A 24,776-nucleotide genomic window follows, 5' to 3' on the forward strand; every position below is an offset into this window, starting at 1 on the left:
CATCCCGCGTCCGAATGCATCAATTAAGTTGATGATTCTTCCCTCTCTCTTCGAAAAGAAAGTGGAGCGATACATCGGGTTCGAACCGATGACCTCAACCTTGGCAAGGTTGCGCTCTACCAACTGAGCTAGTATCGCATTAGTTATTCGCTGCTCTTACTGCCTTGGGCAGCTCTTACTGCCTTGGGCAACAGATAGCGCTTAACTGTAATGTGGTTGCGGGAGCCGGATTTGAACCGACGACCTTCGGGTTATGAGCCCGACGAGCTACCAAACTGCTCCATCCCGCGTCCGGATGCATTGTTTAAGACAATGAGACTAAACCATTTTCATTCTGAGCAAAGCTCTAAGAATAGAATTTGGAGCGATACATCGGGTTCGAACCGATGACCTCAACCTTGGCAAGGTTGCGCTCTACCAACTGAGCTAGTATCGCATTATAAAAGGTCTTTCACCTTTCGATTACCGCTTTCGCCGTAACCTACAAATTGGAGCGATACATCGGGTTCGAACCGATGACCTCAACCTTGGCAAGGTTGCGCTCTACCAACTGAGCTAGTATCGCAATCTGAAAACGTCTTTCTCCGTTCAGGGCTGCGAATTATAAGAGCATTTTTTTGTGATGCAAGTCCTTAATGCAAAATTACGAAACTTTTTACTCAACTGCTGTAAAAGCACACAGATTTGCAAAAAAAACGGCTCTTATGTCCCTGAAAAGTTAGATAAACGTGATCATTTTATTCGACTAGATGTTAATAATCGTTTTTCGGTAGTACTGCAGCTCGGCGATCGACTCTCGAATATCGTCTAACGCAAGGTGACTTCCCGACTTAGAAAAACCATCTAACACTTCAGGTTTCCAACGACGAGTCAGCTCTTTCAGAGTGCTTACGTCAACATAGCGGTAGTGGAAGTACTCTTCTAACTCTGGCATGTGCTTGTATAGGAAACGGCGGTCTTGACCAATGCTGTTGCCACAAATTGGTGACTTACCTTTTGGTACCCATTTTTCAAGAAACTCAATGGTTTGTTGGATGGCATCTTGCTCTGAAACCGTGCTTTCTTGAATTCGCTTCACGAGGCCGCTGCCAGTGTGAGTCGTTGTACACCACTCGTCCATCTTGTCCAATTCACTCTGAGGTTGGTGAATAGCCAAAACAGGTCCTTCAGCCAGGATGTTAAGCTCACTATCAGTAACGATAGTAGCAATTTCAATGATTTTATGAGTTTCAGGATCAAGTCCTGTCATCTCTAGATCAACCCAAATAAGGTTCTGATCGCTAAAGGACATAAGGCGTCGCCTATTTGTTTATGTGTAAAAGAGGTACTATACCCAAATAACTATACTCAAACTAGCTTTAGGACCATCGAAATCACGTGGTACCAGCAACATCCTGTTTGAGTCCCCAATCATCAAGTTAGATGTGTTAAGTGAAAAATTGTGGCTAAAAAAAAGAAGTTAACCAAAGGTCAAGTACGTCGTGTACGTAGCAACCAGAACAAGCGACTCAAGAAAGAAGATTCTATCCAATGGGATGAGAACATGCTTGGCGGAACCAAAAGCGGACTCGTGATTACGCGCTTTGGCCAACATGCTGATATCGAAGATCTTGAAACTAACGAAGTTCATCGTTGTAACTTACGCCGTAGTATCGAGACTTTAGTTTCTGGTGACCGAGTGACTTGGCGCGCAGGCTTAGAATCAATGGCCGGTATTTCTGGCGTTGTGGAAGCGGTTGAGCCGAGAACTTCAATGCTGACTCGCCCTGATTACTACGATGGCCTAAAGCCAGTAGCTGCGAACGTCGACCAAATGGTTATCGTATCGGCTGTGCTACCAGAGCTATCACTTAATATTATCGACCGTTACCTAATTGCTTCAGAAACGGTAAACATCGCGCCGCTTGTTGTACTGAACAAGGTCGATCTACTGACTGATGAGCAGATTGCTGAATACCGTGAAACACTTAAAGAGTACGAGAAGATCGGCTATAAAGTGATGTTCGTGAGTAAAGAGTCTGGCTACGGCATCAAAGAGCTGGAAGCTGAACTCAAAGACCGTATCAACATCTTTGTTGGTCAATCGGGTGTGGGTAAATCAAGCCTAGTGAATGCATTAATGCCTACGCTAGACATTGAAGAAGGCGAAGTCTCTGAGAACTCAGGTCTTGGTCAGCACACAACCACGGCAGCTCGTTTATACCACTTCCCTTCTGGTGGTGATCTGATTGATTCACCAGGAGTGCGTGAATTCGGCCTATGGCACCTAGAGGCCGACGAAATCACTGAAGCCTTTATCGAGTTCAAGCCTTACCTTGGCGGTTGTAAGTTCCGTGACTGTAAACACATTGATGACCCAGGCTGCATCCTGCGCGAAGCGGTAGAAAACGGAAAGATCAGTCGATTACGTTTCGACAACTACCACCGCATCATTGAAAGCATGGCGAGTAACAAAGATAACCGTCAGTATTCACGCAACAAAAAAGCCGATCTCTAATCGCGTTTTTGTGAACAAATGTGTGCATTTACTGACAATTGGCGCGAATTTAAGTAACATCTCGCGCCCTAAACCGTCATCGACAGATTTAATTGAAAAACAATTAGCATTGGAAAATTAATACAATGGATAAGATTAAAGTTGGATTGCAGTACTGGATTCCACAACATGGATTAACTCGCCTAGTCGGCAAACTTGCGTCTGCTAAAGCGGGCGGCTTAACGACAGCGATCATCAACTGGTTCATCAAGCAATACAAAGTGAACATGGATGAAGCTCTGCATAGCGATCCAAAACACTTTAAAACATTCAATGAATTCTTCGTGCGTGAATTGAAAGAAGGCATGCGTCCTATCGCTGAAGGTGAGTCTGTTATTGTTCACCCTGCAGATGCACGTGTGAGCCAATTTGGCCCAATTACTGACGGTCAACTGATTCAAGCGAAAGGCCATAACTACTCAGCTCGCGAGCTATTGGGTGGTGATGCTGCGCTAGCGGATGAATTTAAAGACGGTGAATTCGCAACGCTTTACCTGTCTCCAAGTGATTACCACCGCGTGCACATGCCATGCGACGGCACACTGCGCCAGATGATCTACGTTCCAGGTGACCTTTTCTCAGTTAACCCGTTAACGGCAGAAAACGTTCCAAACCTATTCGCACGTAATGAGCGTGTCGTTTGTATCTTCGATACGGAATTTGGCCCAATGGCACAAGTGCTGGTTGGCGCAACGATCGTAGGTAGCATCGAGCAAGTATGGGCAGGTACCATCACCCCACCTCGTGGTAACTCGGTTTACAAATGGGATTACCCTGCACAAGGTGACAAAGCAATCATCTTGAAGAAAGGCGAAGAGATGGGCCGCTTTAAGCTTGGTTCAACCGTTATCAACCTGTTCGCTAAAGATGCGATCAAGTTTGACGACACTATGCAAAATGGCGAGAAAACGGTTCTTGGTACACCTTTCGCGCACATTGCTGGCAAAGAAGCGCAAGCAAATGACGATGTTGTTACCGATTCTGCTGAGAACACTGACCAAGCTTAACAATTTGAGTTAACTCATTTAAGCTTTCAAGGCGCGTTACTTTTTCTATTTCAGAGAAGAACGCGCCTTTTTCTTAACTCTACCGATTCATTTGCTACTCAAGCTCTAACAACTCAATCTTTCAAACCCTGCCCAGCCACCTGCTGCTTCTCACTCTTGTCTCTAATTGCCCAGATAAAAGATTGACCAAAAACAAAACAACTGTCGAAACCTTAAACAACTTTTTGATTTTCCAACCCGTCTCCAAGTACCAGAAATCCAGATAACTTACTCTATTTGAAGATATTTTATTTATAGGGTCTTTGTACATGCCTAAACTCAATGTTGGCGTTCTGGTCAAGCTGTTGATTTGTTTTGCGATTCCCTTAGGCGTGTTATTCATGCCGATAGATTCAATACCAATCGATGATCTCACGCTGATTCAACACCGCCTGTTGGCGATATTCTTATTAGCAGCCCTGCTGTGGGTGCTTGAACCTGTTCCGGTATTCGCCACTTCCATTTTGATCATTGCGCTTGAACTGGTGATGATATCTGACAAAGGTTTACACCTATTTAGAAATCCACCAGCGGGGCACGATCTCGGTGAGTTAATCAAATATACCGACATCTTCGGTGCATTTTCGTCACCGATCATCATCCTTTTCATGGGTGGTTTTGCTCTTGCGATATCCGCATCCAAGTATGAACTCGATAACAACCTAGCTCGAGTGCTACTTAAACCATTTGGTACAGAACCGCGCTTCATTATGCTCGGATTAATGCTGATCACCGCCGTGTTCTCAATGTTCATGTCAAATACCGCAACGACGGTAATGATGCTTGCGCTGCTCGGCCCTATCGTCGCATCTGTACCAAAAGGCGATATGGGTATCAAAGCGCTCGTGTTGTGTATTCCAATTGCTGCCAATACTGGCGGTATCGCAACCCCAATCGGTACACCGCCCAATGCCATCGCGCTGCAATACCTAACGGGTGAAAATACCATCGACTTCCTCAGCTGGATGATGATGGGCTTACCCTTTGTGATCATCCAACTCACCATCGCTTGGTTTCTTCTACAAAAACTCTTCCCTTCTAAAGAAAGAAACATGGTGCTCAAGCTTGATGGACAATTTAGAAAGAGCTGGCGAGCGATTGTGGTTTACATCACCTTCGCTGCGACAATCTTATTGTGGATGACCACCAAACTGCACGGCATGAACACCTATGTCGTGTCTATCATTCCACTGGCTGTGTTTACGCTCACTGGCATCATGGGCAAAGAAGAGCTCAAGCTGATTAACTGGGATGTGTTGTGGCTGGTCGCAGGTGGTATTGCGATTGGTATTGGCTTAGATAAAACAGGCTTAGCCGCTGCACTCGCACACGCAATTGACTATGAATCGCTGTCACCTGCAGCTGTGGTACTGACATTGTCTATCGTGTGTTGGTTAATGGCGAACTTCATGTCAAACACTGCGACGGCCAACTTGCTGATGCCGATAGCCGCTGCAATTGGTGCTTCCATGGAAAGCCTAGTTGCGATTGGTGGTCTGCAAGGCTTGCTGGTTGTGGTCGCCTTCTCTGCGTCACTTGGCATGATTCTGCCCGTATCGACACCACCAAACTCACTGGCCTACTCGACCGGGCTTATCGAAAGCAAAGACATGGCGAAGATGGGCATCATCTTAGGTATTGTGGGCTTGCTGATGGTTTACCTCGCCCTGTTTATCATCACCTAGCACGTTAATCCCTACGAATGCCCTTCCAGATAGTAATCACGTCTTTGCTATCTGGAAGGTTTAGTGCATATTGAATCCCCCACTTCTACATTTTGACACGGACGTACACTTCAATGGGATTCGAATGGCTGGCTCTTGCTGCCGCTTTTCTTTGGGCTATCGCGAGCCTGATGTCAGTAAAGCCTGCTCAACACTTAGGTTCTTTCGCCTATAGCCGTTGGCGCATGGGTTGCACTGCTATCATCTTATCGAGCATGGCTTGGTTTACTGGTGGCTGGTCAACGGTCGAAGCAGACCTAGTCACGCCGATGATGCTGTCTGGGCTAATTGGCATCTTCATTGGTGATACCGCCCTATTTGCTTGTTTGAACAGAATGGGACCGCGCCAAGCAGGTTTGCTGTTCTCTTGTCACGCCGTGTTCTCGGCAATTCTTGGTTACTTCCTATTTAGCGAAAGCATGACTTCGGTGGAGCTGATTGGCTCGGCTTTGGTGTTCAGTGGTGTATTAACCGCGATATTCTTTGGTCGTCGAGGACAGGCTAACAATCAACTCGAAACCATTAAAGGCACTGTGTGGATTGGTGTTGCACTGGGAATTACAGCTGCGATTTGCCAAGCCTTGGGCGGTATTATTGCAAAACCCGTGATGCAAACCAGCATAGACCCTGTTGCCGCTTCAGCGATTCGTATGATTACCGCTTTTGTTGCTCACTCCGCATTTCGTCTAACTGGCGCTAAGCTCTCACGCGCAATCAACCCGATGAATGGTCAAATATTTGCGATTACCGCAGTGAACGGATTTTTAGCGATGGCGGTGGGAATGACGCTGATCTTGTATGCGCTTCAGGAAGGCAATGTCGGCATGGTTGCTCTGTTATCTTCAACCACACCAATCATGTTGTTACCAATACTTTGGCTGTACACCAAACAGAGACCAAATGCCTACGCTTGGATCGGTGCCATTGTTGCCGTTATTGGCACTGGGATTCTGGTCAGTTAGCCAAACAGTAAGTAAGACTAACTGAATAGAGAGCTAAGAGCGCGGGAACGGAAAAGCCGTCACATCATCGATGTGGTCATAACCTAACGCCAGCATGATCAGACGATCAATACCTAAAGCAACACCCGCACAGTCTGGTAAGCCCGCTTTTAATGCCTCAATCAAGTGATGGTCAATCGGTTGAGGCGATAAGCCCATCTCAATACGTTTGGCATTGTCATCTTCAAAGCGCTTGAGCTGCTCTTGTGGCTTATCTAATTCATGGAAGCCGTTTGCCAATTCAATCCCTTTAAAGTACACCTCAAAGCGATCCGCCACTCGCGGGTCCTCAGGGTTAATCTTGGCTAATGCCGCTTGTGAAGCCGGAAAGTCATAAACAAACGCAGGCACTTGTTGCCCTATTTTGGCTTCAACCCCAATACTAAACAGCAACTGCAGCAAGGTATCACGATCTTCTTCAGGGTCAGCTATATCGCTGAGCCCAAGTTTCGCCGCAGCTTGCTTTAGCGTATCCATCGAATCTTCCAGTGGACACACACCTAACACGTCAATAAAGGCTTGTTGGTAAGTCATTCGCTCTGCTGAGCCCGATTTAAGTACCTGCTGTAACAGCAAATCCATTTCATCCATCAGGTCATGGTGATCAAAGCCAACGCGATACCACTCCAACATGGTGAACTCAGGGTTGTGGTAACGGCCATTTTCTTCATTCCGGAAAGACTTACAAATTTGATAAATACAGCCACTGCCGGCCGCTAATAGACGTTTCATATGAAACTCAGGGCTAGTCATAAAGAATAGAGGCTGACCGTGCGCATAACCCGGCCCTACGAATTCAGTTTTGAAAGTATGCAAATGCACGTCCGTCACCGTGGCGTGGCTCATCGCAGGCGTATCCACTTCCATCACGTTTCGCTCAGCAAAGAACTGACGGATTTGATTAAGGATATCAGCACGTTGCTTTAACTGCTTAATGGTTGCGGCTGGTTGCCATGTTGAGTGCATTATTAAGTTCCATATTACTGAATTCTAGGCGACGGAAATTACCACCTTTCGCCTCTTTTGTAAGCTTCTATCTTTCTATAGATGGAAGCAAAATGTTGCTTTAATGAAGCCAGAAAATTACGTTCTACAATACAATTATCAATACAGCTTTCACATCCACATTGATAACAAAAATCATACTCAACAAGCCGTTAACACAAGTCTTGTGGGTTAATCGTTATCAACAATTCATTGCCGTGATTGCAGTCACATAACCTATAATTTCTATGCCTCCATATGCACTACCGACCTAAAAACCCAAATGCATCAACTTTTCGAATACCTTCCTCTCTTACACTGAACCTACCACTTAAGGCTTAGGGGTGCTAAATGGTTCCTACAATTTAGAACCTCCTAAATAGGCTTTTTATAATAACAAGCGGAATACTCCGCATCACACTGGAGAATAACTGTGAAGACAATTACCACAGATATCGCAGTCATCGGCGCAGGCGGCGCTGGTCTTCGTACAGCTATTGCTGCGGCTGAAGCTAATCCTGAACTGGAAGTAGCACTGATTTCTAAAGTTTACCCAATGCGTTCGCACACGGTAGCGGCAGAAGGCGGTTCAGCAGCAGTAATTAAAGACGAAGATAGCTTAGATAACCACTTCAACGATACTGTTGGTGGTGGCGACTGGCTATGTGAACAGGATGTTGTTGAATACTTTGTTGAAAACTCGACTCGCGAAATGATCCAAATGGAACAATGGGGCTGCCCATGGAGTCGTAAAGAAAACGGTGAAGTAAACGTACGCCGATTCGGCGGTATGAAGGTAGAGAGAACGTGGTTCGCAGCGGATAAAACCGGCTTCCACATGCTTCATACTCTGTTCCAGACTTCGATGAAGTACGACACAATCAAACGATTTGATGAGTACTTTGTGGTGGACCTTCTCGTAGAAAACCAGAGCGGCGTTGAAGATGGCGAAGTACAAGGCCTAATCGCGATTCACATGTCTGAAGGTGAACTTGTTACGATCAAAGCGAAATCTGTTGTGTTAGCAACCGGCGGCGCAGGTCGTGTTTACCACTGTAATACCAACGGCGGCATCGTAACTGGCGACGGTATGGCAATGGCTTATCGCCACGGTGTACCACTGCGTGATATGGAGTTCGTTCAATACCACCCAACAGGCCTACCGGGCACTGGCATCTTGATGACCGAAGGTTGTCGTGGTGAAGGCGGTATCATCGTCAACAAGAACGGCTACCGTTACCTGCAAGATTACGGCATGGGCCCTGAAACTCCAGTGGGCGAGCCGAAAAACAAATACATGGAACTGGGTCCACGTGACAAAGTTTCTCAAGCATTCTGGCACGAGCAGCAGAAAGGCAACACCATCAAGCACCCACTTGGTGATGTCGTGCACCTTGACCTTCGCCACCTTGGTGAAGAGTACCTGCAAGAGCGTCTACCGTTCATCTGTGAGCTTGCAAAAGCGTACGTAAACGTAGACCCAGCAAAAGAGCCGATCCCAATTCGTCCAACCGTTCACTACACCATGGGTGGTATTGAAACTAACGGTACCTGTGAAACTCGTATTAAAGGCCTATTCGCCGTTGGTGAATGTGCTTCAGTTGGCCTACACGGTGCAAACCGCCTAGGTTCTAACTCACTGGCTGAGTTCGTAGTATTTGGCCGCGTTGCTGGTGAAGAAGCGGTGAAACGCGCTGCTGAATTCAAAGGCTGGAACGAAGAGTCTATCGCTAAGCAAGTGAAAGCGGTTGAAGATCGCATCGCAGGCATCTTGGCTCAAGAAGGCGACGAGAACTGGGCTGACATCCGTACTGAAATGGGTCACACCATGGAAGCGGGTTGTGGTATCTACCGTCAAGAAGACTTGATGCAAAAGACCATCGACAAACTCACTGAACTGAAAGCTCGCTACAAGAAGATCAGCATTAAAGACAAAGGCAAAGTATTCAACACTGACCTACTTTACGCTATCGAAGTGGGTTACGGTCTTGAAGTTGCAGAAGCGATGGTTCACTCAGCGATCCTTCGTAAAGAGTCTCGCGGTGCACACCAACGTCTAGACGACAACTGCACAGAACGTGATGACGTAAACTTCCTGAAACACTCTCTATCTTTCTACAACGAAGATGCAGCACCAACCATCGACTACAGCGGCGTTAAGATCACCAAATCTCAACCTAAAGCTCGTCTGTACGGTGAAGCTGCAGAGAAAGCCGCTGCCGCTGAAAAAGCAGCAGAAGAGAATGCGAAGAAGAGCGAAGAGGAGCAAGCATAATGTCAGCGAATCGAATCCAAAAAATTGAAATCCTGCGTTATGACCCTGAGCACGATGCAGAACCTCACTTTCAAACCTTTGAAGTTCCGTTTGATGAAACCATGTCAGTACTTGATGCGATCGGTTACATCAAAGACAACCTAGATAAAGACCTGTCTTACCGTTGGTCTTGTCGTATGGCGATTTGTGGTTCTTGCGGCATCATGGTTGATGGCGTGCCAAAACTGGCGTGTAAGAGCTTCTTACGTGACTACCCGAATGGCTTCAAGATTGAGCCTTTAGCTAACTTCCCAATCGAAAAAGATTTGATTGTCGACATGACGCCGTTCATCGAGCGCCTTGAAGCAATCAAGCCTTACATCATTGGTAACGACCGTAAGCCAGAAGACGGCACCAACATCCAAACTCCAGAGCAAATGGCGAAATACAAGCAGTTCGCTGGCTGCATCAACTGTGGTTTGTGTTACGCAGCATGTCCTCAGTTTGGTCTAAACCCTGAGTTCATCGGCCCTGCGGCACTTGCTCTTGCTCACCGCTACAACCTAGATAGCCGTGACAATGGTAAAGCTGAACGTATGAAGCTTATCAATGGCGACAATGGCGCTTGGGGCTGTACGTTTGTAGGTTACTGTTCTGACGTATGTCCGAAGAAAGTAGACCCAGCGGCTGCAGTAAACCAAGGTAAAGTTGAGTCTTCAATGGACTTCGTTATCTCGATGTTCAAGCCAGACGGATCGCAAGTAAAAACAGCAGAGGAGGCATAATATGAGCAATCGTAAGCCTTATGTTCGTGAGATGAAGAGAACGTGGTGGAGCAACCATCCGTTCTACCGCTTCTACATGCTACGTGAAGCGACTGTACTGCCTTTGATTCTATTCACTCTGTTCCTAACCTTCGGTTTGGGTGCACTAGTGAAAGGGCCTGAAGCTTGGGCTGGTTGGTTGAGCTTTATGGCTAACCCTATCGTCGTTGGTATCAACATCGTGGCACTGCTAGGCAGCTTGCTACACGCTCAAACCTTCTTCAGCATGATGCCTCAAGTAATGCCAATCCGTCTTAAAGGCAAATTGGTTGATAAAAAAATCATCGTACTGACCCAGTGGGCAGCGGTGGCTTTTATTTCTTTAATCGTTCTTGTTGTGGTGTAAGGAGCTTTCGTTATGAACACAAATTACAAAGTAAAACCTGTTAACCACAACCCACAACGCTCTGATGAGCCAATCTGGTGGGGCCTATTTGGCGCTGGCGGTACTTGGTTCGCGATGATCACACCAATCACGGTTCTAGTGTTAGGTATCTTAGTGCCAATGGGCATCATCGATGCGGACGCAATGAGCTACGAGCGTGTGTCTGAATTTGCCACCAGCATTATCGGTGCGCTATTCATCATCGGTACGCTAGCACTGCCAATGTGGCATGCAATGCACCGTCTTCACCACGGCATGCACGACCTTAAGTTCCACGTCGGTGTTGCGGGTAAAGTTGGCTGCTACTTCGTTGCAGGCCTAATCAGCGCATTGTCTGTTATTTTCATCTTTATGATCTAACAGTTAAGAGCAGATTCGGGATTCGAGTAAACGAGTATCGAAGAGCTTAAAAGCAGATGCAGGATTCGAGTAATCGAGTATCGAAGAGCTTAAGAGCAGAAAAACGAAAGCAGAGCTAGGTTATCCAGCTCTGCTTTTTTGTTATTTGTTGAATATCTTATCTCTCTGACTCGGCTCTGATCTTCCTGCTTTTCGTATCTCGCATCTCGTTCACACATATCTGCTCTTCCAGCTCTTCGTATCCCGCATCTCGTATTACTCGTATCTGCTCTTCCCCAATCTTGAGGTACAAAAAAAGGCCGCCTAAGCGACCTTTTTCAGATACTTGAAGTCAATTACTTCACACGACCAACGTATTCGCCAGTACGAGTATCAACTTTAACAACTTCACCGATAGCGATGAATAGAGGTACGCGAACTACCGCGCCTGTTGCTAGAGTTGCAGGCTTACCGCCAGTACCTTGTGTGTCGCCTTTAAGGCCAGGATCGGTTTCTGTTACTGCGATCTCAACAAAGTTTGGTGGAGTTACTGTGATAGGGTTATCATTCCACAACGTTAGAGTACATACGTCGTTTTCAACTAACCATTTAGAAGTCTCGCCTACTGCTTTTGCATCAGCAGCGATTTGCTCGAATGTTTCGTTGTTCATGAAGTGGTAGAATTCGCCATCGCTGTATAGGTAGCCTAGTTCAACGTCTACAACGTCCGCTAGTTCTACTGTATCGCCTGACTTAAATGTTTTCTCTAACACTTTGCCTGACAGCAGTTTACGAAGTTTAACACGGTTAAACGCTTGGCCTTTACCTGGCTTAACGTATTCATTTTCGATAATTGAGCAAGGCTCGTTATCCATCATGAATTTTAAACCGCCTTTGAATTCATTGGTGCTTACTGACGCCATGATTTTCTCTTCCACATCTTTGAGTTAATTTCAATGCCGCATATCATAACCCGAAAAGTCGAATCTGTTGAGCAAAACTGGCTCAAACAACTATCGAATGCGATCTCTGACCCGACAAAACTGCTTGAGGCATTGGAAATAGACCCAACACCATGGCAAGCAGGCTTCGCTGCTCGTGAGTTATTTGCACTTCGGGTACCTCTTAGCTTTGTCGAACGAATGGAAAAAGGCAACCCACACGATCCATTGCTACGACAAATTTTACCGCTAAGCGAAGAGTTTGAGGTACACCAAGGCTATTCCGCTGATCCACTGGAAGAGCAAGACAACGCCATTCCTGGGCTACTGCACAAATACAAGAACCGTGCACTGATGATTGTGAAAGGCGGTTGTGCGATTAACTGCCGCTACTGCTTCCGTCGTCACTTCCCTTACCAAGATAACAAGGGCTCGAAGTCGGTTTGGCAAACCAGTCTCGACTATGTGGCTGCTCACCCAGAGATCAACGAAGTTATCTTGTCGGGTGGCGATCCACTGATGGCAAAAGACAGCGAACTAGAGTGGCTAATTCATGCTATCGCACAAATTCCACATGTGAAAACAGTTCGAATTCATAGCCGATTACCGGTTGTGATTCCCGCTCGAGTAACGGATGAACTGTGCCAATTGTTAGCTCAAACTCGCCTCAATGTGGTGATGGTGAGCCATATTAATCATGCCAACGAGATTAACTTAGAACTCAAGCAAGCCTTTCATAAGCTAAAGCAAACTGGGGCTACTCTGCTCAATCAAGGCGTGATGCTAAAAGGTGTAAATAACAACGCTAACTCATTGAAAGAATTAAGCGAAAAGCTATTCGACGCCGGTGTTTTACCTTACTATATGCATGTACTTGATAAGGTTCAGGGCGCCGCTCATTTCTATATTTCAGATGAAGAAGCCAAGCGTCACTTTAAGGGATTAATCTCTGAGGTTTCTGGCTACCTCGTACCTAAGTTAACTCGTGAAATTGGCGGCCGCACTAGTAAGACACTACTCGACCTACATATTGAATAACTCTATCTAGAGCAATGGTCGCTTCTTATCGTATTGAGTACCAAGAAGCGACAGAGACCACGACACCAGTCTTCACCTTAACAACAGACGGCTGCTAGACTTTAAGTAATCTTTATCAATCGTTAAGACAAAAAGTTTTTGTTCGATCGTCCTGTCTATTATTAGCATACTCGGCTCTATTCTAAATTTTTAGGAGGGGTGATATGTCACAATTTATAGAACAAACTCTCAACCTTGCCCCCTTTAGCTGGGCAGGCCTCGCTGCATGCATGCTGTGTGGTTCTTTAATCGGAATCGAAAGGCAAACACGCGGTAAACCCGTCGGAATCCGAACGTCGATTCTGATCATCAGTGGTACCTATTTCTTCCTCACCATGGCGATCAGCCTATCCCCCAACACACTCGATCAAGCTCGTGTGCTTGGTCAGATAATTACGGGTGTTGGATTTCTAGGGGCTGGTGTAATGATGACACTGGATGGCAAGATTCATGGCGTGACTTCAGCCGCAATTATCTGGGTACTCGCAGCATTAGGTATGATGATCGCACTAGGGCATCTTTCCCAATCGGTCATTATCACGCTAATGGCGCTAGTGATTCTGCTTGGTGTCGATAAAGTGGAAAACAGCTTCCAGAGCCTGCGTCGTGGTGTGCATCAGAAGTGGATGAGAAAAGGCCGCGTGAAGAAGTAACCTCAACCTGAAACAGACATTAAAAAGGCCTAGTCACACGACTAGGCCTTTGTGTATCCAACTAATTAATACACCTGAATACACACCTGATTCTTACCCGCAGCCTTTGCCTTATAGAGCTGCTCATCAGACGAACGAATACTCTGGTTTTCCCACAAGTGCCCTACGCTGTCGAACTTATACAAAGAGTAAAGCGTCGCGCCACCAGACACTGAGATACTAATCTTGTCACCCGTAGGGCATCGATAACTCTGTAGGCTAATGTCGTTTTGAATTCGCTCAAAGATCGATGAAAGCAACTCAGACGATTCACCCGTAATCGCGACAACAAACTCTTCGCCACCAAATCGAGCCACGATATCTTGCTGTCTAACGCTGTTCAGCATCAACCGAGCAACATGGCAAATCACCTCGTCCCCCACTTTATGGCCATGCTGATCATTAACGACTTTGAAATCATCGATATCAAACACGCCAACACCAATAATCGGCTCTTCATCTTGCGCCAGTAATCGAGCCTCAAAACCACGTCGATTCAGCAAGCCCGTTAATGGGTCGCGCATTGCTAGCTCATTTAAACGCTGGTGCTCTTGTCTTGTATAGAAGCGCCATAGCCATAAAACCGAGAGCAGATACAAAACCAACAGTATCGAAAGCTGAATCTTCTCCATCTCCAATACATGCAGAAAGTGCTCGCTCTTATCTTCTTCAATACTCAGATATAGCTGGGTGTTAATGTCATCAACATACAGAGGCTTGGAATAGGTAAAGTCCATAAACCCGTACTTGTTTGCGCCTCGAGTACTGGTGACTTTATAACCATGGGTAGGGTTCGATACGAGGTTAGAGACATAGCCATCGACACCCAATACCCCTTTAAACTCGCCATTAACGTAGATTCCTTTGGTTAAGGTCACCACTTTCTGACCTGTCAGGTAGTCATCATATTGGCCGGTATACACCACTTGGTCTTGCCCTTGAGCTAAGCCAAAGCGAATCGTGTTCACCCAATAAGGCCTGCTATTCACAACCGAATCAAAGGTGTCGCCCTTAATGTAACTGGCAAAATCAGAAGGCGAAGAGATAATGAATTTCTCTTTTGAAATGAAATAAATCGCAGAGATGGTATCAATGGTATTGGCAAAATAAGCCATGGTCGGCGCGATGAACAGGCGCTTACCCGCTTCGGTATAAAGGTCCGATTCCGGGTTGCACATCTCGCGAGGGCCAGAGAACATAAAATAAAAACGAGGGGCATGTTGCTCCTCACTGGTGAAGTAACACGTCTCACCCTCGATCTTTTTGTCATGCGAGAATACGTAGGTATCCCCATGCAGTGGATAAAGCGCAGTGATGTTGTACTCAAGCGCATTTATGATCTGTGTGAGCTCCGCTAAAGAGCGTGTTACGCCTTGGTTTTCCATTCCATACTGTTTATCTGATTCTTCCGCTGAATCAACGAGCAACAAGCTCAAAACTACTAAAAAACTGGCGGTCAGGCCTAAGAAAGCCTTTTTAAAATCGACGGTATGGTGGTTAATCAAAGCATATAAATCATCATTGGGAGTTTATCGCACATTGTACCTATAAATTCAAACATCGCAACAACAAATATAAAACAACATGCTTATTGGGTAATTTGAGAAGTTTATCGTGGAAGTAGAATTGAATGTAATAACGCCCAAACAAGGGTTTAGGCGTTGATAGGCTTAGCGCTTAAAAGCTAATGCACTAACTGAACGTTGCTCGCCAATGGGAGAACCAAAGGCTAAACGACAGCGTTATTTAGCAAAGTTTACAATCGGGAAGCACGGGAAGAAACCGTTGTCAGCACAGTTGATCAGACCAACTTGTACGCCTTCGATTTTGTTGGTTTTGTTGAAGATACCAACCTGAACCGTAGACACTTCTGAAAGGTTCGCAGCGCCAACATCAACCATAGTGTTACCTTCTGAGTAGTTGACGAAACTCACGTTCGCGCCTTTCACATCATTAGTAATGTTCACAGCACCAAGGTTAACACCCGTTGTTTTACCCGTGTTCCAGTTGAAGAAACCTAGAGATGCACCGGTCATTTCTTGGTTCACTTTTGATGCACCCAAAATACCCAGGTTCACACCTGTGGTCGTTTGCGTCTCAGACATACCAACAACAGCAAGATCAAGACCTTTAAGGTCGTTCACTTGTCCGTGAAGTAAAGCCAAGCGCACACCGCCAACAGCATCTGAGTCAGGTGCGTTGAAGCCATTGATCGTTGAAAACATAACAGGCGAAGAAGCAAATGCCGCCGGTGCCATTACTGCTGCAGACACAGCAAGTACTGAAAGTAGTTTTTTCATTGGGGAGTCTCCACTGACTTATTGTTCACTTGATTAATCCATTTTTAATCAAGCATTTATTGTCCTTTATTCAACAGCTACCCATGTTAAATCAATGTAATAACTGTACTGTTGAATATAAGCCGCTAAATCATAAAGAGCAATGGTTAAGAGCAGATGCGGGATTCGAGTGAACGAGAAGCGAAAAGCAAAAAAAACAGAGACCGAAACCTCCGCTCTAACGCTTATTATTCCAAACAAAAATCTAGGCGAGAAAATCAACATGTTTCACAAGCTTATAGCCCACACACTTATTGCCGCATCTAAAGCGATGTCATCCTAAAAAATTTATTGATAAAAGCTCAACAGACCTCAGGTATTCAAAAACTAATGTTCGTAAAATTCTGAAAATAAACTAAATTCTAATATAGGAATAGAATGATATGAAACAGTGTGAATAGCATGATTAAGGAACCTACAAATAAACAGACCATTAAAGCGATTATTTCGCGTGGTTTTTTGGCTATCGTGTTATTTTTAGGCCTCTATATCTATGTTAGCCATGCTCTGAAGAACAAAGAGCAGGACATGATTAATCTCCAGCTCAGTCTTTCTGAAGCTTATAGCGTTATGCTCTCTGTCAGACGACAAGAGCAGCAGTTTGTTTCCACAAGGCAACCAGAGATTCAAGAACAACTCAATATAAAGCGAAGTCAGCTGATCGAAAAGCTGGCTGAGATCGATGGGAAAATCGTACGAAGCGACCTCAATATTTCTTTTAATTATGCCAAAGTTGTCGAGTATCTCGACGAATACCACACCGCCTTTACATTATTAGCCCTTGAGTTAGTCAGCATACATGGCAAGAGGGACCAAATTGGGCTCATTGAGAAACTAAAAAATGCAGCGTTGACACTTGAGCGCTTCGTACATGAATCCAATAATGTGCAGCTTGAAGAATTGACTTTAGAAACACAAGATCTCATGTATCAGTTCTTTACCGATTTTGATCAGACAACATTAGATAAGATTGTCGATTCATTGTTCAAAATCCAAGATGAAATAGAACAGAATTCCCGAACGATCAGTGCATTAGCTTCGTTTAATAATTTTAAACGCCACTTTTGGCGATTGCAGCGAGGGTTAAAGAGTGTCGGGTACAGCTCTGATAGCGGCCTCAAAGGAGAACTCACCAGCAGTATTTATCATGTTGAAGATGAGCTCAACTTACTTTTCACCGAAACACCCAAGCAGATCGCAGAGAGCCTGACGCAGATAAAGTCGTACAGCTACTTATCGACAGCCGCATTAGGAGGGGTGACGTTACTGGTGCTGCTTTATGTTGTGTGGCGTGCCAGTCAACTTGAAACTCAATTGATTGTTTCACAAGAGAAAGCACGACAAGCAAACCGTGCAAAAAGTGCCTTTCTTGCCAATATGTCTCATGAGATACGGACACCGCTTAATGGCGTGATTGGTATGTCAGAAATACTGGCAGAAACCAAACTATCCGCAGAACAGAAAGACTGCCTTGGGACTATCTATACCTCTTCTCAAACCTTACTTATGTTGATCAACGATGTTCTCGATCTGTCCAAAATTGAATCGGGTAAACTGGAAATTAATCCACATACGACAGACTTAAGAGAGCTGCTGTTTGATAGCGTGACTCTGATTTCTTCTAAAGCTTATCAAAAGCAGATTAAGTTGGAAGTTGAAATTGATGGCGAGCTCCCAGAGTACATTCATGTTGATGGGAATAAAATTCGCCAAGTGTTGATGAATTTAGCCTCAAATGCGATCAAATTTACAGAACAAGGCTCTATCGTATTCACCGCTAAACGGCTTCCATCATTGGAAACAGAGTGTGTGGTCGAGTTTTCTGTTCGAGATACGGGTATTGGTATCGCAGCAGACCAACAAGAGCACATTTTCAAAGCGTTTTGCCAAGAAGATACCAACATCACCTCCAATATTGCGGGGACCGGATTAGGGCTTAGTATTTCGTCACGTATGGTGGAAATGATGGGAGGCTCGATAAACGTTGAGTCAGAGAAAGACGTGGGCAGTTGCTTTCATTTCCAATTAACCGTAGTGCCATCAGATCATTCTGAACATAAAAATCGTAAACAAACCGTTGTCTATTATTCAGATGCGCCATCGAAACTTTTACTCGATGACTTGTTCCGCCTTGGTTACTCACCACAACTAAAATCAATCGAAACAAACTTGGCGGCAACTGACCTCCCAGAGATCGCTTTGATGGAAGATATTAACCAAGCCAAAACACTGCATCGCTTAGCACCAGAGGTGAAAATCATCATAGTGAAAGATAATCTTAGTGATCCTATGAGTGAGTGTCATTTTATCTCAGGCTATGTGACTCTTCCTATGCTCGGTTCCCGCTTAAGTAGCATGTTGAACTCCGTGCTTGAAAGGTCACAGCCACAACCCCCTCAACATCAACCTGAGCCGATAGAAGCGACTGTACGTCAAAAAGTCCTCGTAGTTGAAGATAACCGCGTAAACCAGAAGGTGGTATGTATCAATTTAGATAAGTTAGGGATTGAATATTGGGTTGCCAATGATGGACAAGAAGCGATTGATTTATATAAAGAGCATCATCAAGACATCGGCCTTATCTTGATGGACTGCATGATGCCGAATGTAGATGGCTTTGAGGCAACAGAGCGAATCAGGCGCTATGAAGAAAACCTGCAACTTCAGGCAACACATATCCTCGCTTTAACGGCATCCGTGCTCGATGATGATATTAAACGTTGCTTCGAGTGTGGAATGAACGATTATCTTCCAAAACCATTTAAGCGTGACATGATGCTGCAAAAAATTGATGAACAACAGTTTACGCACAAGGCAGGCTGACCAAGGAGCTTTGGGAAAAAGGGTGATGGTGAAGCTGAAATACAGATACGGGATGCGAATAAATAAGGCTTAAGAGCAAAAAAACGGAGACCGAAGTCTCCGTTTTCTAAAGCTTATGTGTGACTTTCTCTGCTATAGAGAAAGGGGGATGATTACATCATGCCGCCCATGCCACCCATACCGCCCATGCCACCCATATCAGGCATTGCAGGGCCAGAATCTTGTGGCTTATCAGTGATCATCGCTTCTGTTGTGATCATAAGACCAGCAACTGACGCTGCGAACTGAAGTGCAGAGCGAGTTACCTTAGTTGGATCTAGGATACCCATTGCAATCATGTCACCGTATTCGCCAGTCGCCGCGTTGTAACCGTAGTTACCTTCGCCAGCACGAACGTTGTTAGCAACAACAGATTCTTCATCACCTGCGTTCTTCGTGATTTGACGGATAGGCGCTTCCATTGCACGTAGTGCAACACGGATACCGACGTTTTGCTCTTCGTTGTCACCTTCAAGGCCAGCAACTTTAGATGCAGCGCGGATAAGTGCAACACCACCACCAGCAACCACACCCTCTTCAACTGCAGCGCGAGTTGCATGAAGTGCATCTTCTACGCGGTCTTTCTTCTCTTTCATCTCAACTTCAGTTGCAGCGCCTACTTTGATTACTGCAACACCGCCAGCTAGCTTAGCTACGCGCTCTTGAAGTTTCTCTTTGTCGTAGTCAGACGTTGCATCTTCGATTTGTTGACGGATTTGAGAAACACGACCTTGGATCATTGTTTCTTCGCCCGCGCCATCGATGATGGTTGAGTTTTCTTTAGTGATAGTTACACGCTTAGCTTGACCTAGGTCTTCTAGCGTTACTTTCTCTAGGTCTAGGCCGATCTCTTCAGAGATAACCGTACCGCCCGTTAGGATAGCGATGTCTTGCAGCATAGACTTACGACGGTCACCGAAACCAGGCGCTTTAACAGCAGCCACTTTAACGATGCCACGCATGTTGTTCACAACTAGAGTTGCAAGCGCTTCGCCTTCTACATCTTCAGCGATGATAAGAAGTGGACGAGATGCCTTAGCAACCGCTTCTAGAGTCGGAAGAAGTTCACGGATGTTCGAAACTTTCTTGTCGATAAGAAGAATGAATGGGCTTTCTAGATCAACAGAACCCGCTTCTTGGTTGTTGATGAAGTAAGGAGATAGGTAACCACGGTCGAACTGCATACCTTCAACTACGTCTAGCTCGTCTTGTAGAGCCTGACCTTCTTCAACCGTGATTACGCCATCACGACCTACTTTTTCCATCGCTTCAGCAATGATGTTACCTACTGTCGAATCAGAGTTCGCAGAGATAGTACCTACTTGCGCGATAGCTTTTGTATCTGCACATGGAACAGAAAGGCCTTTTAGCTCTTCAACTGCAGCGATAACTGCTTTGTCGATACCGCGCTTAAGATCCATTGGATTCATGCCAGCAGCAACGGCTTTTAAGCCTTCAGTGATGATTGCTTGAGCAAGAACTGTTGCTGTAGTCGTACCGTCGCCCGCCGCGTCATTCGCTTGCGAAGCCACTTCTTTAACCATTTGCGCGCCCATGTTTTGGAACTTGTCTTCAAGTTCGATTTCACGTGCAACTGAAACACCATCTTTAGTGATCGTTGGTGCGCCAAATGATTTGTCTAGAACAACGTTACGGCCTTTAGGACCTAGCGTTACTTTTACTGCGTCAGCCAGAACGTTTACACCTTCTAGCATTTTAATACGTGCGTCATTACCAAATTTAACGTCTTTAGCAGCCATCTTAATTTCCTTTCAAATTCTTTGTTTCGGGGCGTCTCAGCGTTATCGCGTCATTCTGAACAGTGAGGGACGAACGTGATTCAGAATCTACTCAAATCGCACTCTGTTTAGATTCCAGATAATTCGTTCCTCATTTCTGGAATGACGATATGAATCATCCAATACTGGCTCTGATAACTTTTACTGAGAGTTAAATGAAAAATAGATTACTCGACGATCGCCATGATGTCGTTTTCAGACATAATCAGAACTTCTTTGCCGTCGATTTTTTCAGTTTTCGTGCCGTAACCTTCAGCAAAGATAACGGTATCGCCAACTTTTACGTCCAACGGTTGCACTGAACCGTTTTCTAGAATGCGGCCTTTGCCGACAGCTAGAATGATACCGCGAGTCGATTTTTCTGCGGCAGAACCAGTTAGAACGATGCCACCAGCAGATTTAGATTCAACTTCTTGGCGCTCAACGATAACTCGGTCATGTAGAGGACGGATATTCATCGGTCTTATCTCCTGATAATTTCCATTTAAATTTTGATAGTTGCCACGATTAGCGTGGGTCAAACAATATGTTGGGGGCGATGTGAAAGATCCCAAGGGGGGAACGAAAAAATTGTGAGCTAAAGTGCAGATTCTCACCCCTCATCTTTCCCTGCTTTTCGTTTACTCGTATCCCGCATCTGTTTATCCTACGCTTTTGGTTTCTACCGGCGTTTTGCATGCAAGATAAGCACGGGCTATTAACTGCCCCAATTGAGAGTACATTGCGTACCATGACCATACCGACCATATTCGGTATGGTGGCGATCTTGATGTTTAACCTCGTCGATACTTTCTTCATCTCATTGCTTGGCACCCAAGCCTTAGCCGCGGTGAGTTTTACCTTTCCAGTTACCTTTGCGATTAACTGCATCACCATGGGGATTGGCATTGGCTTATCGACATGTATCGGTCGATTGCTTGGCCAAGGCAGCGCACAAAATGCAGCACGCTTTACCTGTCATGGCTTATTGCTGGCTCTGCTTCTGGTCGGCTGCGCGTCTACATTAGGTATTATCGCCTTAGAACCACTGTTTACCCTGCTAGGAGCAAAGCAAGAGTTGTTGCCGCTGATATCGGAATACATGTCGGTGTGGTATCTCGCGATCCCATTTTTGGTCATCCCCATGGCAGGCAACAGCGCCATTCGTGCCAGCGGTGATACGAAAACACCCGCTAAGATCATGCTACTGGCTGGCCTTATCAATGGCGTTTTAGATCCGCTACTTATCTTCGGGTATGGGCCTTTCCCTGAACTGGGGATTCAAGGCGCTGCGATTGCCAGTGGTTTCAGTTGGTTTGGTGCTTTGTGTGGCTCACTCTACGTATTGATGGTGCGAGAAAAACTGCTTGCGCCGCCTAAGCTGACAAACATCGTCAGTGACTGGCGACAGATCTTAAAAATAGGCACCCCAGCGGCTTTGTCTAACGCTCTGAACCCACTTGCCGGCGCTATCATCATGATGATGCTGGCCAAACAAGGGACTGAAGCCGTGGCGGCGTATGGCGCAGCGCAACGTATCGAGTCCATTCTTATCATTGTGTTGATGTCTCTTACTTCGGCGCTTACGCCTTTCATGGCGCAGAACTTTGGCGCAAACAACCCACAACGCAGTTTTAAGGCACTGTTTCTGAGTATGCGTTTTGCTGTGATGTTCCAAGGTTTGATTTTCTTAATGATGGTGCCGTTGAGCATTCCTTTGGCTGCCCTGTTCTCTCAAGAAGAATCCGTCCGAGGCATATTGTGGCATTACCTGTTAGTCGTGCCCTTTAGCTATGGATTCCAAGGCATTGTGATGATGCTGATCAGTGGGATGAATGCCATGCATCAACCACTCAAAGCCTTTCAATGGAGCTTCATGCGTTTGTTTGTCTTTACCTTGCCATTCGCTTGGATAGGCAGCCAAATTGATGGTGTCGAAGGGCTGTTTATAGGCTTAGCCTTGGGGAACATTGTCGGCGGTATTTCAGGGTACTTGTTTGCGCTTCGTGTAAGGGGTAAAGCAGATGCGGGATGCGAAAAGATATAAGAGCAGATACGAGATGCGAGTAACCGGGATGCGAAAAGATTTAAGAGCTTAAGAGCAGTTACGAGATTCGAAGAGCTTGAGAGCAGAAAAAGACTAAAAAAAGGAAGATGACATGGAAGACACCACTTACAAAATGTTCTATGACGCACCAATTGGCAAGATGATCATTGTTAGCAATGGTGTGTCGCTTATTGAAATTGACCATGTAAATCACGAAGAGCTAATGATTAGCAATCCAGATGACCTTTGCCAACTGGCAGCGAAACAGTTAGATGAGTACTTCGCAGGTCATCGAATAGAATTCGATTTGCCATTAAGAGCGATAAAAGGCACTGACTTTCAAAAAGTAGCTTGGCAAGCTTTAACAACCATTCCTTATGGCGAAACCATCAGTTACGGTGAACAAGCGAAAATAATGGATAACCCAAAAGCAGTAAGAGCTGTGGGTGGTGCAAATGGCAAGAACCCATTTAGTATTGTTGTGCCTTGCCATAGAGTCATCGGCGCGAATGGAACATTAACCGGCTACACCGGCGGTATGAATCGCAAAGAGTGGTTGTTAGATTTTGAGCGTTCGATCTTAAATAAAAAGAAGTAAACCTTATCTCACTAGATCAATAATATAAAATTTCGCCATCAAGAAGCGCCATTATCACCAGACAACATATAGTCTATATTTAAAATTTCATACAAAGAGGTGATGGTAATGTCCACTGATACGATTGAATCTTATGAAGATCGAAAGCGTAGAGATGGAGCTATAGCGCTAATGAAACTATTATCGTTTTCTATTGATGATAAAAAACATGGCCGAGTCAATTCAGGTACTCAGATTCGAGATAAACTGGCAAAACGTAAACAATCGGTTCAAGAATCAACATCACCGTTACGCTGATAATATTACGTTCGGTTACTTTAGTTTAATCCCATAAGTGTCAATATGGGCAAGTAGCTCATTCGATGTAATTCTATGTTTAACGAGCAAGTCAACCTTGAACGGAAGCGACGACTGTTCTAAACGATCTTGCAAGCCTGCGACGACACTTAACGAAATCCCATGCCCCTCGATAACAATATCGATGTCGGAGTTATCTTTATAAGTTCCAAGGGCTCTAGAACCGAATACCCAGGCATGAATGACTGCGGCATGACTCAAAACAATATCCTCAATCAACTGATACTGATGAGGCTTAAGGCCGACCGAGTCTGGTTTAACCAAATAACTATCGATCACATTTAACCTCTTGTTCGCATTGACCCTCTTGATCACATTTAAGCTTTAAATAGAGTGTGACTTGCCCTATCACTGGTGAAAATGACTCTAAGATCAGTGACTGAGCTTCAAGGACATTTTCCTCATCATAGGTGTGGGACAATAAATTTCGTTTTATGAGTGCTTCAAGCATAATCTCACACTGCTCCGAAGACAGGTGCTTAGCCTCTAAGGCCGTACGAAAAACGCTCCTCGGCGAAGCCACATCAAACCCTTCAAACTCAAGTAAGTCTTTAAGGGTCTTCCATGTCAGTTCGAAAGAAAATTCAAAAGTTTGTACTAACCCAGCGAGCTCTAACTCATTGTAGCTATCTTGTGAGCACGCTCTCTCAAGCCTTTGCTGCGCTTTCATTAAGTTTTGCAGTCGTTGCTTCCAACGGTCTGGGTTTGAGTTCATATAAACAGCCTAAATATAAGGTAAAAGACAAGTATAGTATGAGCCTTAAGCTACCTAATCATTCAAGAAATGTCACTCTTTCGATATTTATCAAGGCCGTTCTTTTCGTCTTTTGTTTAAGGTCGTGTCCTTCTGTTCCCCTCTGCATGTTTTTCTTACCCAATACCTGTCCTTAAGCTCTTCGCTACTCGTTTACCCGTATCTCACATCACGCATCCGTTCTTAAGCTCTTCTCATCTCGCTTACTCGTATCTCACATCTATAAAAAAGCCCGCAC

At 45.3% G+C, this 24,776-nt stretch carries 23 protein-coding genes and 4 tRNA genes; 14 read left to right on the forward strand and 13 right to left on the reverse strand.

Features of this window, described 5'->3' with window-relative positions:
- Positions 1-62 precede the first annotated feature (62 nt).
- The 5 genes from AB4185_RS17890 to orn form a co-directional block, all read right to left on the reverse strand.
- Positions 63-138: transfer RNA gene (locus tag AB4185_RS17890), tRNA-Gly, on the reverse strand.
- A gap of 75 nt (positions 139-213) precedes the next feature.
- Positions 214-290, reverse strand: a tRNA-Met gene (locus tag AB4185_RS17895).
- Between the two features lie 70 nt (positions 291-360).
- Positions 361-436 (reverse strand) — tRNA-Gly (locus tag AB4185_RS17900).
- A gap of 53 nt (positions 437-489) precedes the next feature.
- Positions 490-565 (reverse strand) — tRNA-Gly (locus AB4185_RS17905).
- A gap of 180 nt (positions 566-745) precedes the next feature.
- Positions 746-1,291: an oligoribonuclease gene (orn, locus tag AB4185_RS17910; protein WP_010434065.1), complete on the reverse strand. Its 546-nt coding sequence runs from the start codon at positions 1,289-1,291 to the stop codon at positions 746-748.
- A gap of 150 nt (positions 1,292-1,441) precedes the next feature.
- Between orn and rsgA the strand changes: the two genes are divergently transcribed.
- The 4 genes from rsgA to AB4185_RS17930 all read left to right on the forward strand — a co-directional run bounded on the left by rsgA (position 1,442) and on the right by AB4185_RS17930 (position 6,268).
- Positions 1,442-2,497 carry a small ribosomal subunit biogenesis GTPase RsgA gene (rsgA, locus tag AB4185_RS17915; RefSeq protein ID WP_017061306.1) on the forward strand — a complete coding sequence of 352 codons (1,056 nt, stop codon included), beginning with the start codon at positions 1,442-1,444 and terminating at the stop codon, positions 2,495-2,497.
- A 125-nt stretch (positions 2,498-2,622) separates the two neighbouring features.
- On the forward strand, positions 2,623-3,543 hold the full coding sequence (asd, locus tag AB4185_RS17920; RefSeq protein WP_017063172.1) for an archaetidylserine decarboxylase: 921 nt from the start codon (positions 2,623-2,625) through the stop codon (positions 3,541-3,543).
- A 308-nt stretch (positions 3,544-3,851) separates the two neighbouring features.
- On the forward strand, positions 3,852-5,267 hold the full coding sequence (locus AB4185_RS17925; RefSeq protein ID WP_372135716.1) for a DASS family sodium-coupled anion symporter: 1,416 nt from the start codon (positions 3,852-3,854) through the stop codon (positions 5,265-5,267).
- A gap of 113 nt (positions 5,268-5,380) precedes the next feature.
- Positions 5,381-6,268 (forward strand): DMT family transporter, encoded by an 888-nt coding sequence (locus AB4185_RS17930; protein WP_372135717.1) that lies wholly within the window; start codon positions 5,381-5,383, stop codon positions 6,266-6,268.
- 33 nt (positions 6,269-6,301) lie between these two features.
- Here AB4185_RS17930 and epmA read toward each other — a convergent pair whose 3' ends face one another.
- The gene (gene epmA, locus AB4185_RS17935) at positions 6,302-7,273 is read right to left on the reverse strand and encodes an elongation factor P--(R)-beta-lysine ligase (RefSeq protein WP_372135718.1); all 972 of its coding nucleotides are present in this window, start codon (positions 7,271-7,273) and stop codon (positions 6,302-6,304) included.
- Positions 7,274-7,724: 451 nt separating this feature from the next.
- Here epmA and frdA point away from each other — a divergent pair, with 451 nt between their 5' ends.
- The 4 genes from frdA to frdD are packed head-to-tail and all read left to right on the forward strand — an operon-like array spanning position 7,725 to position 11,114.
- On the forward strand, positions 7,725-9,566 hold the full coding sequence (gene frdA / locus AB4185_RS17940; RefSeq protein WP_102332660.1) for a fumarate reductase (quinol) flavoprotein subunit: 1,842 nt from the start codon (positions 7,725-7,727) through the stop codon (positions 9,564-9,566).
- Positions 9,566-10,330: a succinate dehydrogenase/fumarate reductase iron-sulfur subunit gene (locus tag AB4185_RS17945; protein WP_009847917.1), complete on the forward strand. Its 765-nt coding sequence runs from the start codon at positions 9,566-9,568 to the stop codon at positions 10,328-10,330. The genes frdA and AB4185_RS17945 overlap by 1 nt, the downstream gene beginning before the upstream one ends.
- Position 10,331: 1 nt before the next feature.
- Positions 10,332-10,715, forward strand: coding sequence for a fumarate reductase subunit FrdC (frdC, locus tag AB4185_RS17950; protein ID WP_017061300.1), 384 nt, complete (start codon positions 10,332-10,334; stop codon positions 10,713-10,715).
- Positions 10,716-10,727: 12 nt separating this feature from the next.
- Positions 10,728-11,114, forward strand: a complete 387-nt coding sequence (frdD, locus tag AB4185_RS17955) for a fumarate reductase subunit FrdD (protein WP_017063167.1) — start codon at positions 10,728-10,730, stop codon at positions 11,112-11,114.
- Between the two features lie 335 nt (positions 11,115-11,449).
- Here frdD and efp read toward each other — a convergent pair whose 3' ends face one another.
- The gene (gene efp, locus AB4185_RS17960) at positions 11,450-12,016 is read right to left on the reverse strand and encodes an elongation factor P (RefSeq protein ID WP_017067165.1); all 567 of its coding nucleotides are present in this window, start codon (positions 12,014-12,016) and stop codon (positions 11,450-11,452) included.
- Positions 12,017-12,049: 33 nt separating this feature from the next.
- Here efp and epmB point away from each other — a divergent pair, with 33 nt between their 5' ends.
- Positions 12,050-13,072, forward strand: a complete 1,023-nt coding sequence (gene epmB / locus AB4185_RS17965) for an EF-P beta-lysylation protein EpmB (RefSeq protein WP_372101463.1) — start codon at positions 12,050-12,052, stop codon at positions 13,070-13,072.
- Positions 13,073-13,275: 203 nt separating this feature from the next.
- Entirely contained in the window at positions 13,276-13,764 is a 489-nt protein-coding gene (locus AB4185_RS17970; RefSeq protein WP_004733333.1) for an MgtC/SapB family protein, read from the forward strand.
- 65 nt (positions 13,765-13,829) lie between these two features.
- Here AB4185_RS17970 and AB4185_RS17975 read toward each other — a convergent pair whose 3' ends face one another.
- Both AB4185_RS17975 and AB4185_RS17980 read right to left on the reverse strand, forming a co-directional pair.
- Complete coding sequence (locus tag AB4185_RS17975) at positions 13,830-15,308, reverse strand: diguanylate cyclase (protein ID WP_372135719.1); 1,479 nt, start codon at positions 15,306-15,308, stop codon at positions 13,830-13,832.
- Positions 15,309-15,545: 237 nt separating this feature from the next.
- Positions 15,546-16,103 carry a VC2662 family protein gene (locus AB4185_RS17980; RefSeq protein ID WP_017061293.1) on the reverse strand — a complete coding sequence of 186 codons (558 nt, stop codon included), beginning with the start codon at positions 16,101-16,103 and terminating at the stop codon, positions 15,546-15,548.
- Positions 16,104-16,544: 441 nt separating this feature from the next.
- Here AB4185_RS17980 and AB4185_RS17985 point away from each other — a divergent pair, with 441 nt between their 5' ends.
- Entirely contained in the window at positions 16,545-18,965 is a 2,421-nt protein-coding gene (locus AB4185_RS17985; RefSeq protein ID WP_017061291.1) for an ATP-binding protein, read from the forward strand.
- Between the two features lie 152 nt (positions 18,966-19,117).
- On the opposite strand, the gene groL is transcribed toward AB4185_RS17985, so the two are convergent.
- Positions 19,118-20,764 (reverse strand): chaperonin GroEL, encoded by a 1,647-nt coding sequence (groL, locus tag AB4185_RS17990; protein WP_017061290.1) that lies wholly within the window; start codon positions 20,762-20,764, stop codon positions 19,118-19,120.
- A gap of 206 nt (positions 20,765-20,970) precedes the next feature.
- A complete protein-coding gene (locus AB4185_RS17995) occupies positions 20,971-21,261 on the reverse strand; it encodes a co-chaperone GroES (protein ID WP_010433998.1) in 291 nt (96 codons plus the stop codon).
- A 218-nt stretch (positions 21,262-21,479) separates the two neighbouring features.
- On the opposite strand from AB4185_RS17995, the gene AB4185_RS18000 reads away from it, so the two are divergent.
- The 3 genes from AB4185_RS18000 (at position 21,480) to AB4185_RS18010 (ending at position 23,724) form a co-directional block, all read left to right on the forward strand.
- Positions 21,480-22,829: an MATE family efflux transporter gene (locus AB4185_RS18000; protein WP_372135720.1), complete on the forward strand. Its 1,350-nt coding sequence runs from the start codon at positions 21,480-21,482 to the stop codon at positions 22,827-22,829.
- Between the two features lie 112 nt (positions 22,830-22,941).
- Positions 22,942-23,427: a methylated-DNA--[protein]-cysteine S-methyltransferase gene (locus tag AB4185_RS18005; protein ID WP_017063159.1), complete on the forward strand. Its 486-nt coding sequence runs from the start codon at positions 22,942-22,944 to the stop codon at positions 23,425-23,427.
- Positions 23,428-23,535: 108 nt separating this feature from the next.
- Positions 23,536-23,724: a hypothetical protein gene (locus tag AB4185_RS18010; protein WP_017071100.1), complete on the forward strand. Its 189-nt coding sequence runs from the start codon at positions 23,536-23,538 to the stop codon at positions 23,722-23,724.
- Between the two features lie 15 nt (positions 23,725-23,739).
- Here AB4185_RS18010 and AB4185_RS18015 read toward each other — a convergent pair whose 3' ends face one another.
- Positions 23,740-24,063 (reverse strand): nucleotidyltransferase family protein, encoded by a 324-nt coding sequence (locus tag AB4185_RS18015; protein ID WP_017067158.1) that lies wholly within the window; start codon positions 24,061-24,063, stop codon positions 23,740-23,742.
- Positions 24,053-24,499 (reverse strand): HI0074 family nucleotidyltransferase substrate-binding subunit, encoded by a 447-nt coding sequence (locus AB4185_RS18020; RefSeq protein ID WP_017093683.1) that lies wholly within the window; start codon positions 24,497-24,499, stop codon positions 24,053-24,055. Before AB4185_RS18020 ends, AB4185_RS18015 begins: the two co-directional genes overlap by 11 nt.
- Between the last annotated feature and the right edge of the window lie 277 nt (positions 24,500-24,776).

It is taken from the genome of Vibrio sp. 10N.286.48.F5 (assembly GCF_041469785.1).
Taxonomy (GTDB): Bacteria; Pseudomonadota; Gammaproteobacteria; order Enterobacterales; family Vibrionaceae; genus Vibrio; species Vibrio crassostreae_C.

Bases quoted from the DNA above. Each gene is read 5' to 3' on its own strand.
- AB4185_RS18005 (WP_017063159.1), top strand. From the start codon at position 22,942: ATGGAAGACACCACTTACAAAATGTTCTATGACGCACCAATTGGCAAG.
- AB4185_RS18020 (WP_017093683.1), bottom strand. From the start codon at position 24,499: ATGAACTCAAACCCAGACCGTTGGAAGCAACGACTGCAAAACTTAATG.
- frdC (WP_017061300.1), top strand. From the start codon at position 10,332: ATGAGCAATCGTAAGCCTTATGTTCGTGAGATGAAGAGAACGTGGTGG.
- groL (WP_017061290.1), bottom strand. From the start codon at position 20,764: ATGGCTGCTAAAGACGTTAAATTTGGTAATGACGCACGTATTAAAATG.
- AB4185_RS17985 (WP_017061291.1), top strand. From the start codon at position 16,545: ATGATTAAGGAACCTACAAATAAACAGACCATTAAAGCGATTATTTCG.
- AB4185_RS17945 (WP_009847917.1), top strand. From the start codon at position 9,566: ATGTCAGCGAATCGAATCCAAAAAATTGAAATCCTGCGTTATGACCCT.
- AB4185_RS17925 (WP_372135716.1), top strand. From the start codon at position 3,852: ATGCCTAAACTCAATGTTGGCGTTCTGGTCAAGCTGTTGATTTGTTTT.
- AB4185_RS17995 (WP_010433998.1), bottom strand. From the start codon at position 21,261: ATGAATATCCGTCCTCTACATGACCGAGTTATCGTTGAGCGCCAAGAA.
- frdD (WP_017063167.1), top strand. From the start codon at position 10,728: ATGAACACAAATTACAAAGTAAAACCTGTTAACCACAACCCACAACGC.
- AB4185_RS17980 (WP_017061293.1), bottom strand. From the start codon at position 16,103: ATGAAAAAACTACTTTCAGTACTTGCTGTGTCTGCAGCAGTAATGGCA.
- asd (WP_017063172.1), top strand. From the start codon at position 2,623: ATGGATAAGATTAAAGTTGGATTGCAGTACTGGATTCCACAACATGGA.
- epmB (WP_372101463.1), top strand. From the start codon at position 12,050: ATGCCGCATATCATAACCCGAAAAGTCGAATCTGTTGAGCAAAACTGG.
- efp (WP_017067165.1), bottom strand. From the start codon at position 12,016: ATGGCGTCAGTAAGCACCAATGAATTCAAAGGCGGTTTAAAATTCATG.
- AB4185_RS18000 (WP_372135720.1), top strand. From the start codon at position 21,480: ATGCAAGATAAGCACGGGCTATTAACTGCCCCAATTGAGAGTACATTG.
- AB4185_RS17970 (WP_004733333.1), top strand. From the start codon at position 13,276: ATGTCACAATTTATAGAACAAACTCTCAACCTTGCCCCCTTTAGCTGG.
- AB4185_RS18010 (WP_017071100.1), top strand. From the start codon at position 23,536: ATGTCCACTGATACGATTGAATCTTATGAAGATCGAAAGCGTAGAGAT.
- epmA (WP_372135718.1), bottom strand. From the start codon at position 7,273: ATGCACTCAACATGGCAACCAGCCGCAACCATTAAGCAGTTAAAGCAA.
- AB4185_RS17930 (WP_372135717.1), top strand. From the start codon at position 5,381: ATGGGATTCGAATGGCTGGCTCTTGCTGCCGCTTTTCTTTGGGCTATC.
- orn (WP_010434065.1), bottom strand. From the start codon at position 1,291: ATGTCCTTTAGCGATCAGAACCTTATTTGGGTTGATCTAGAGATGACA.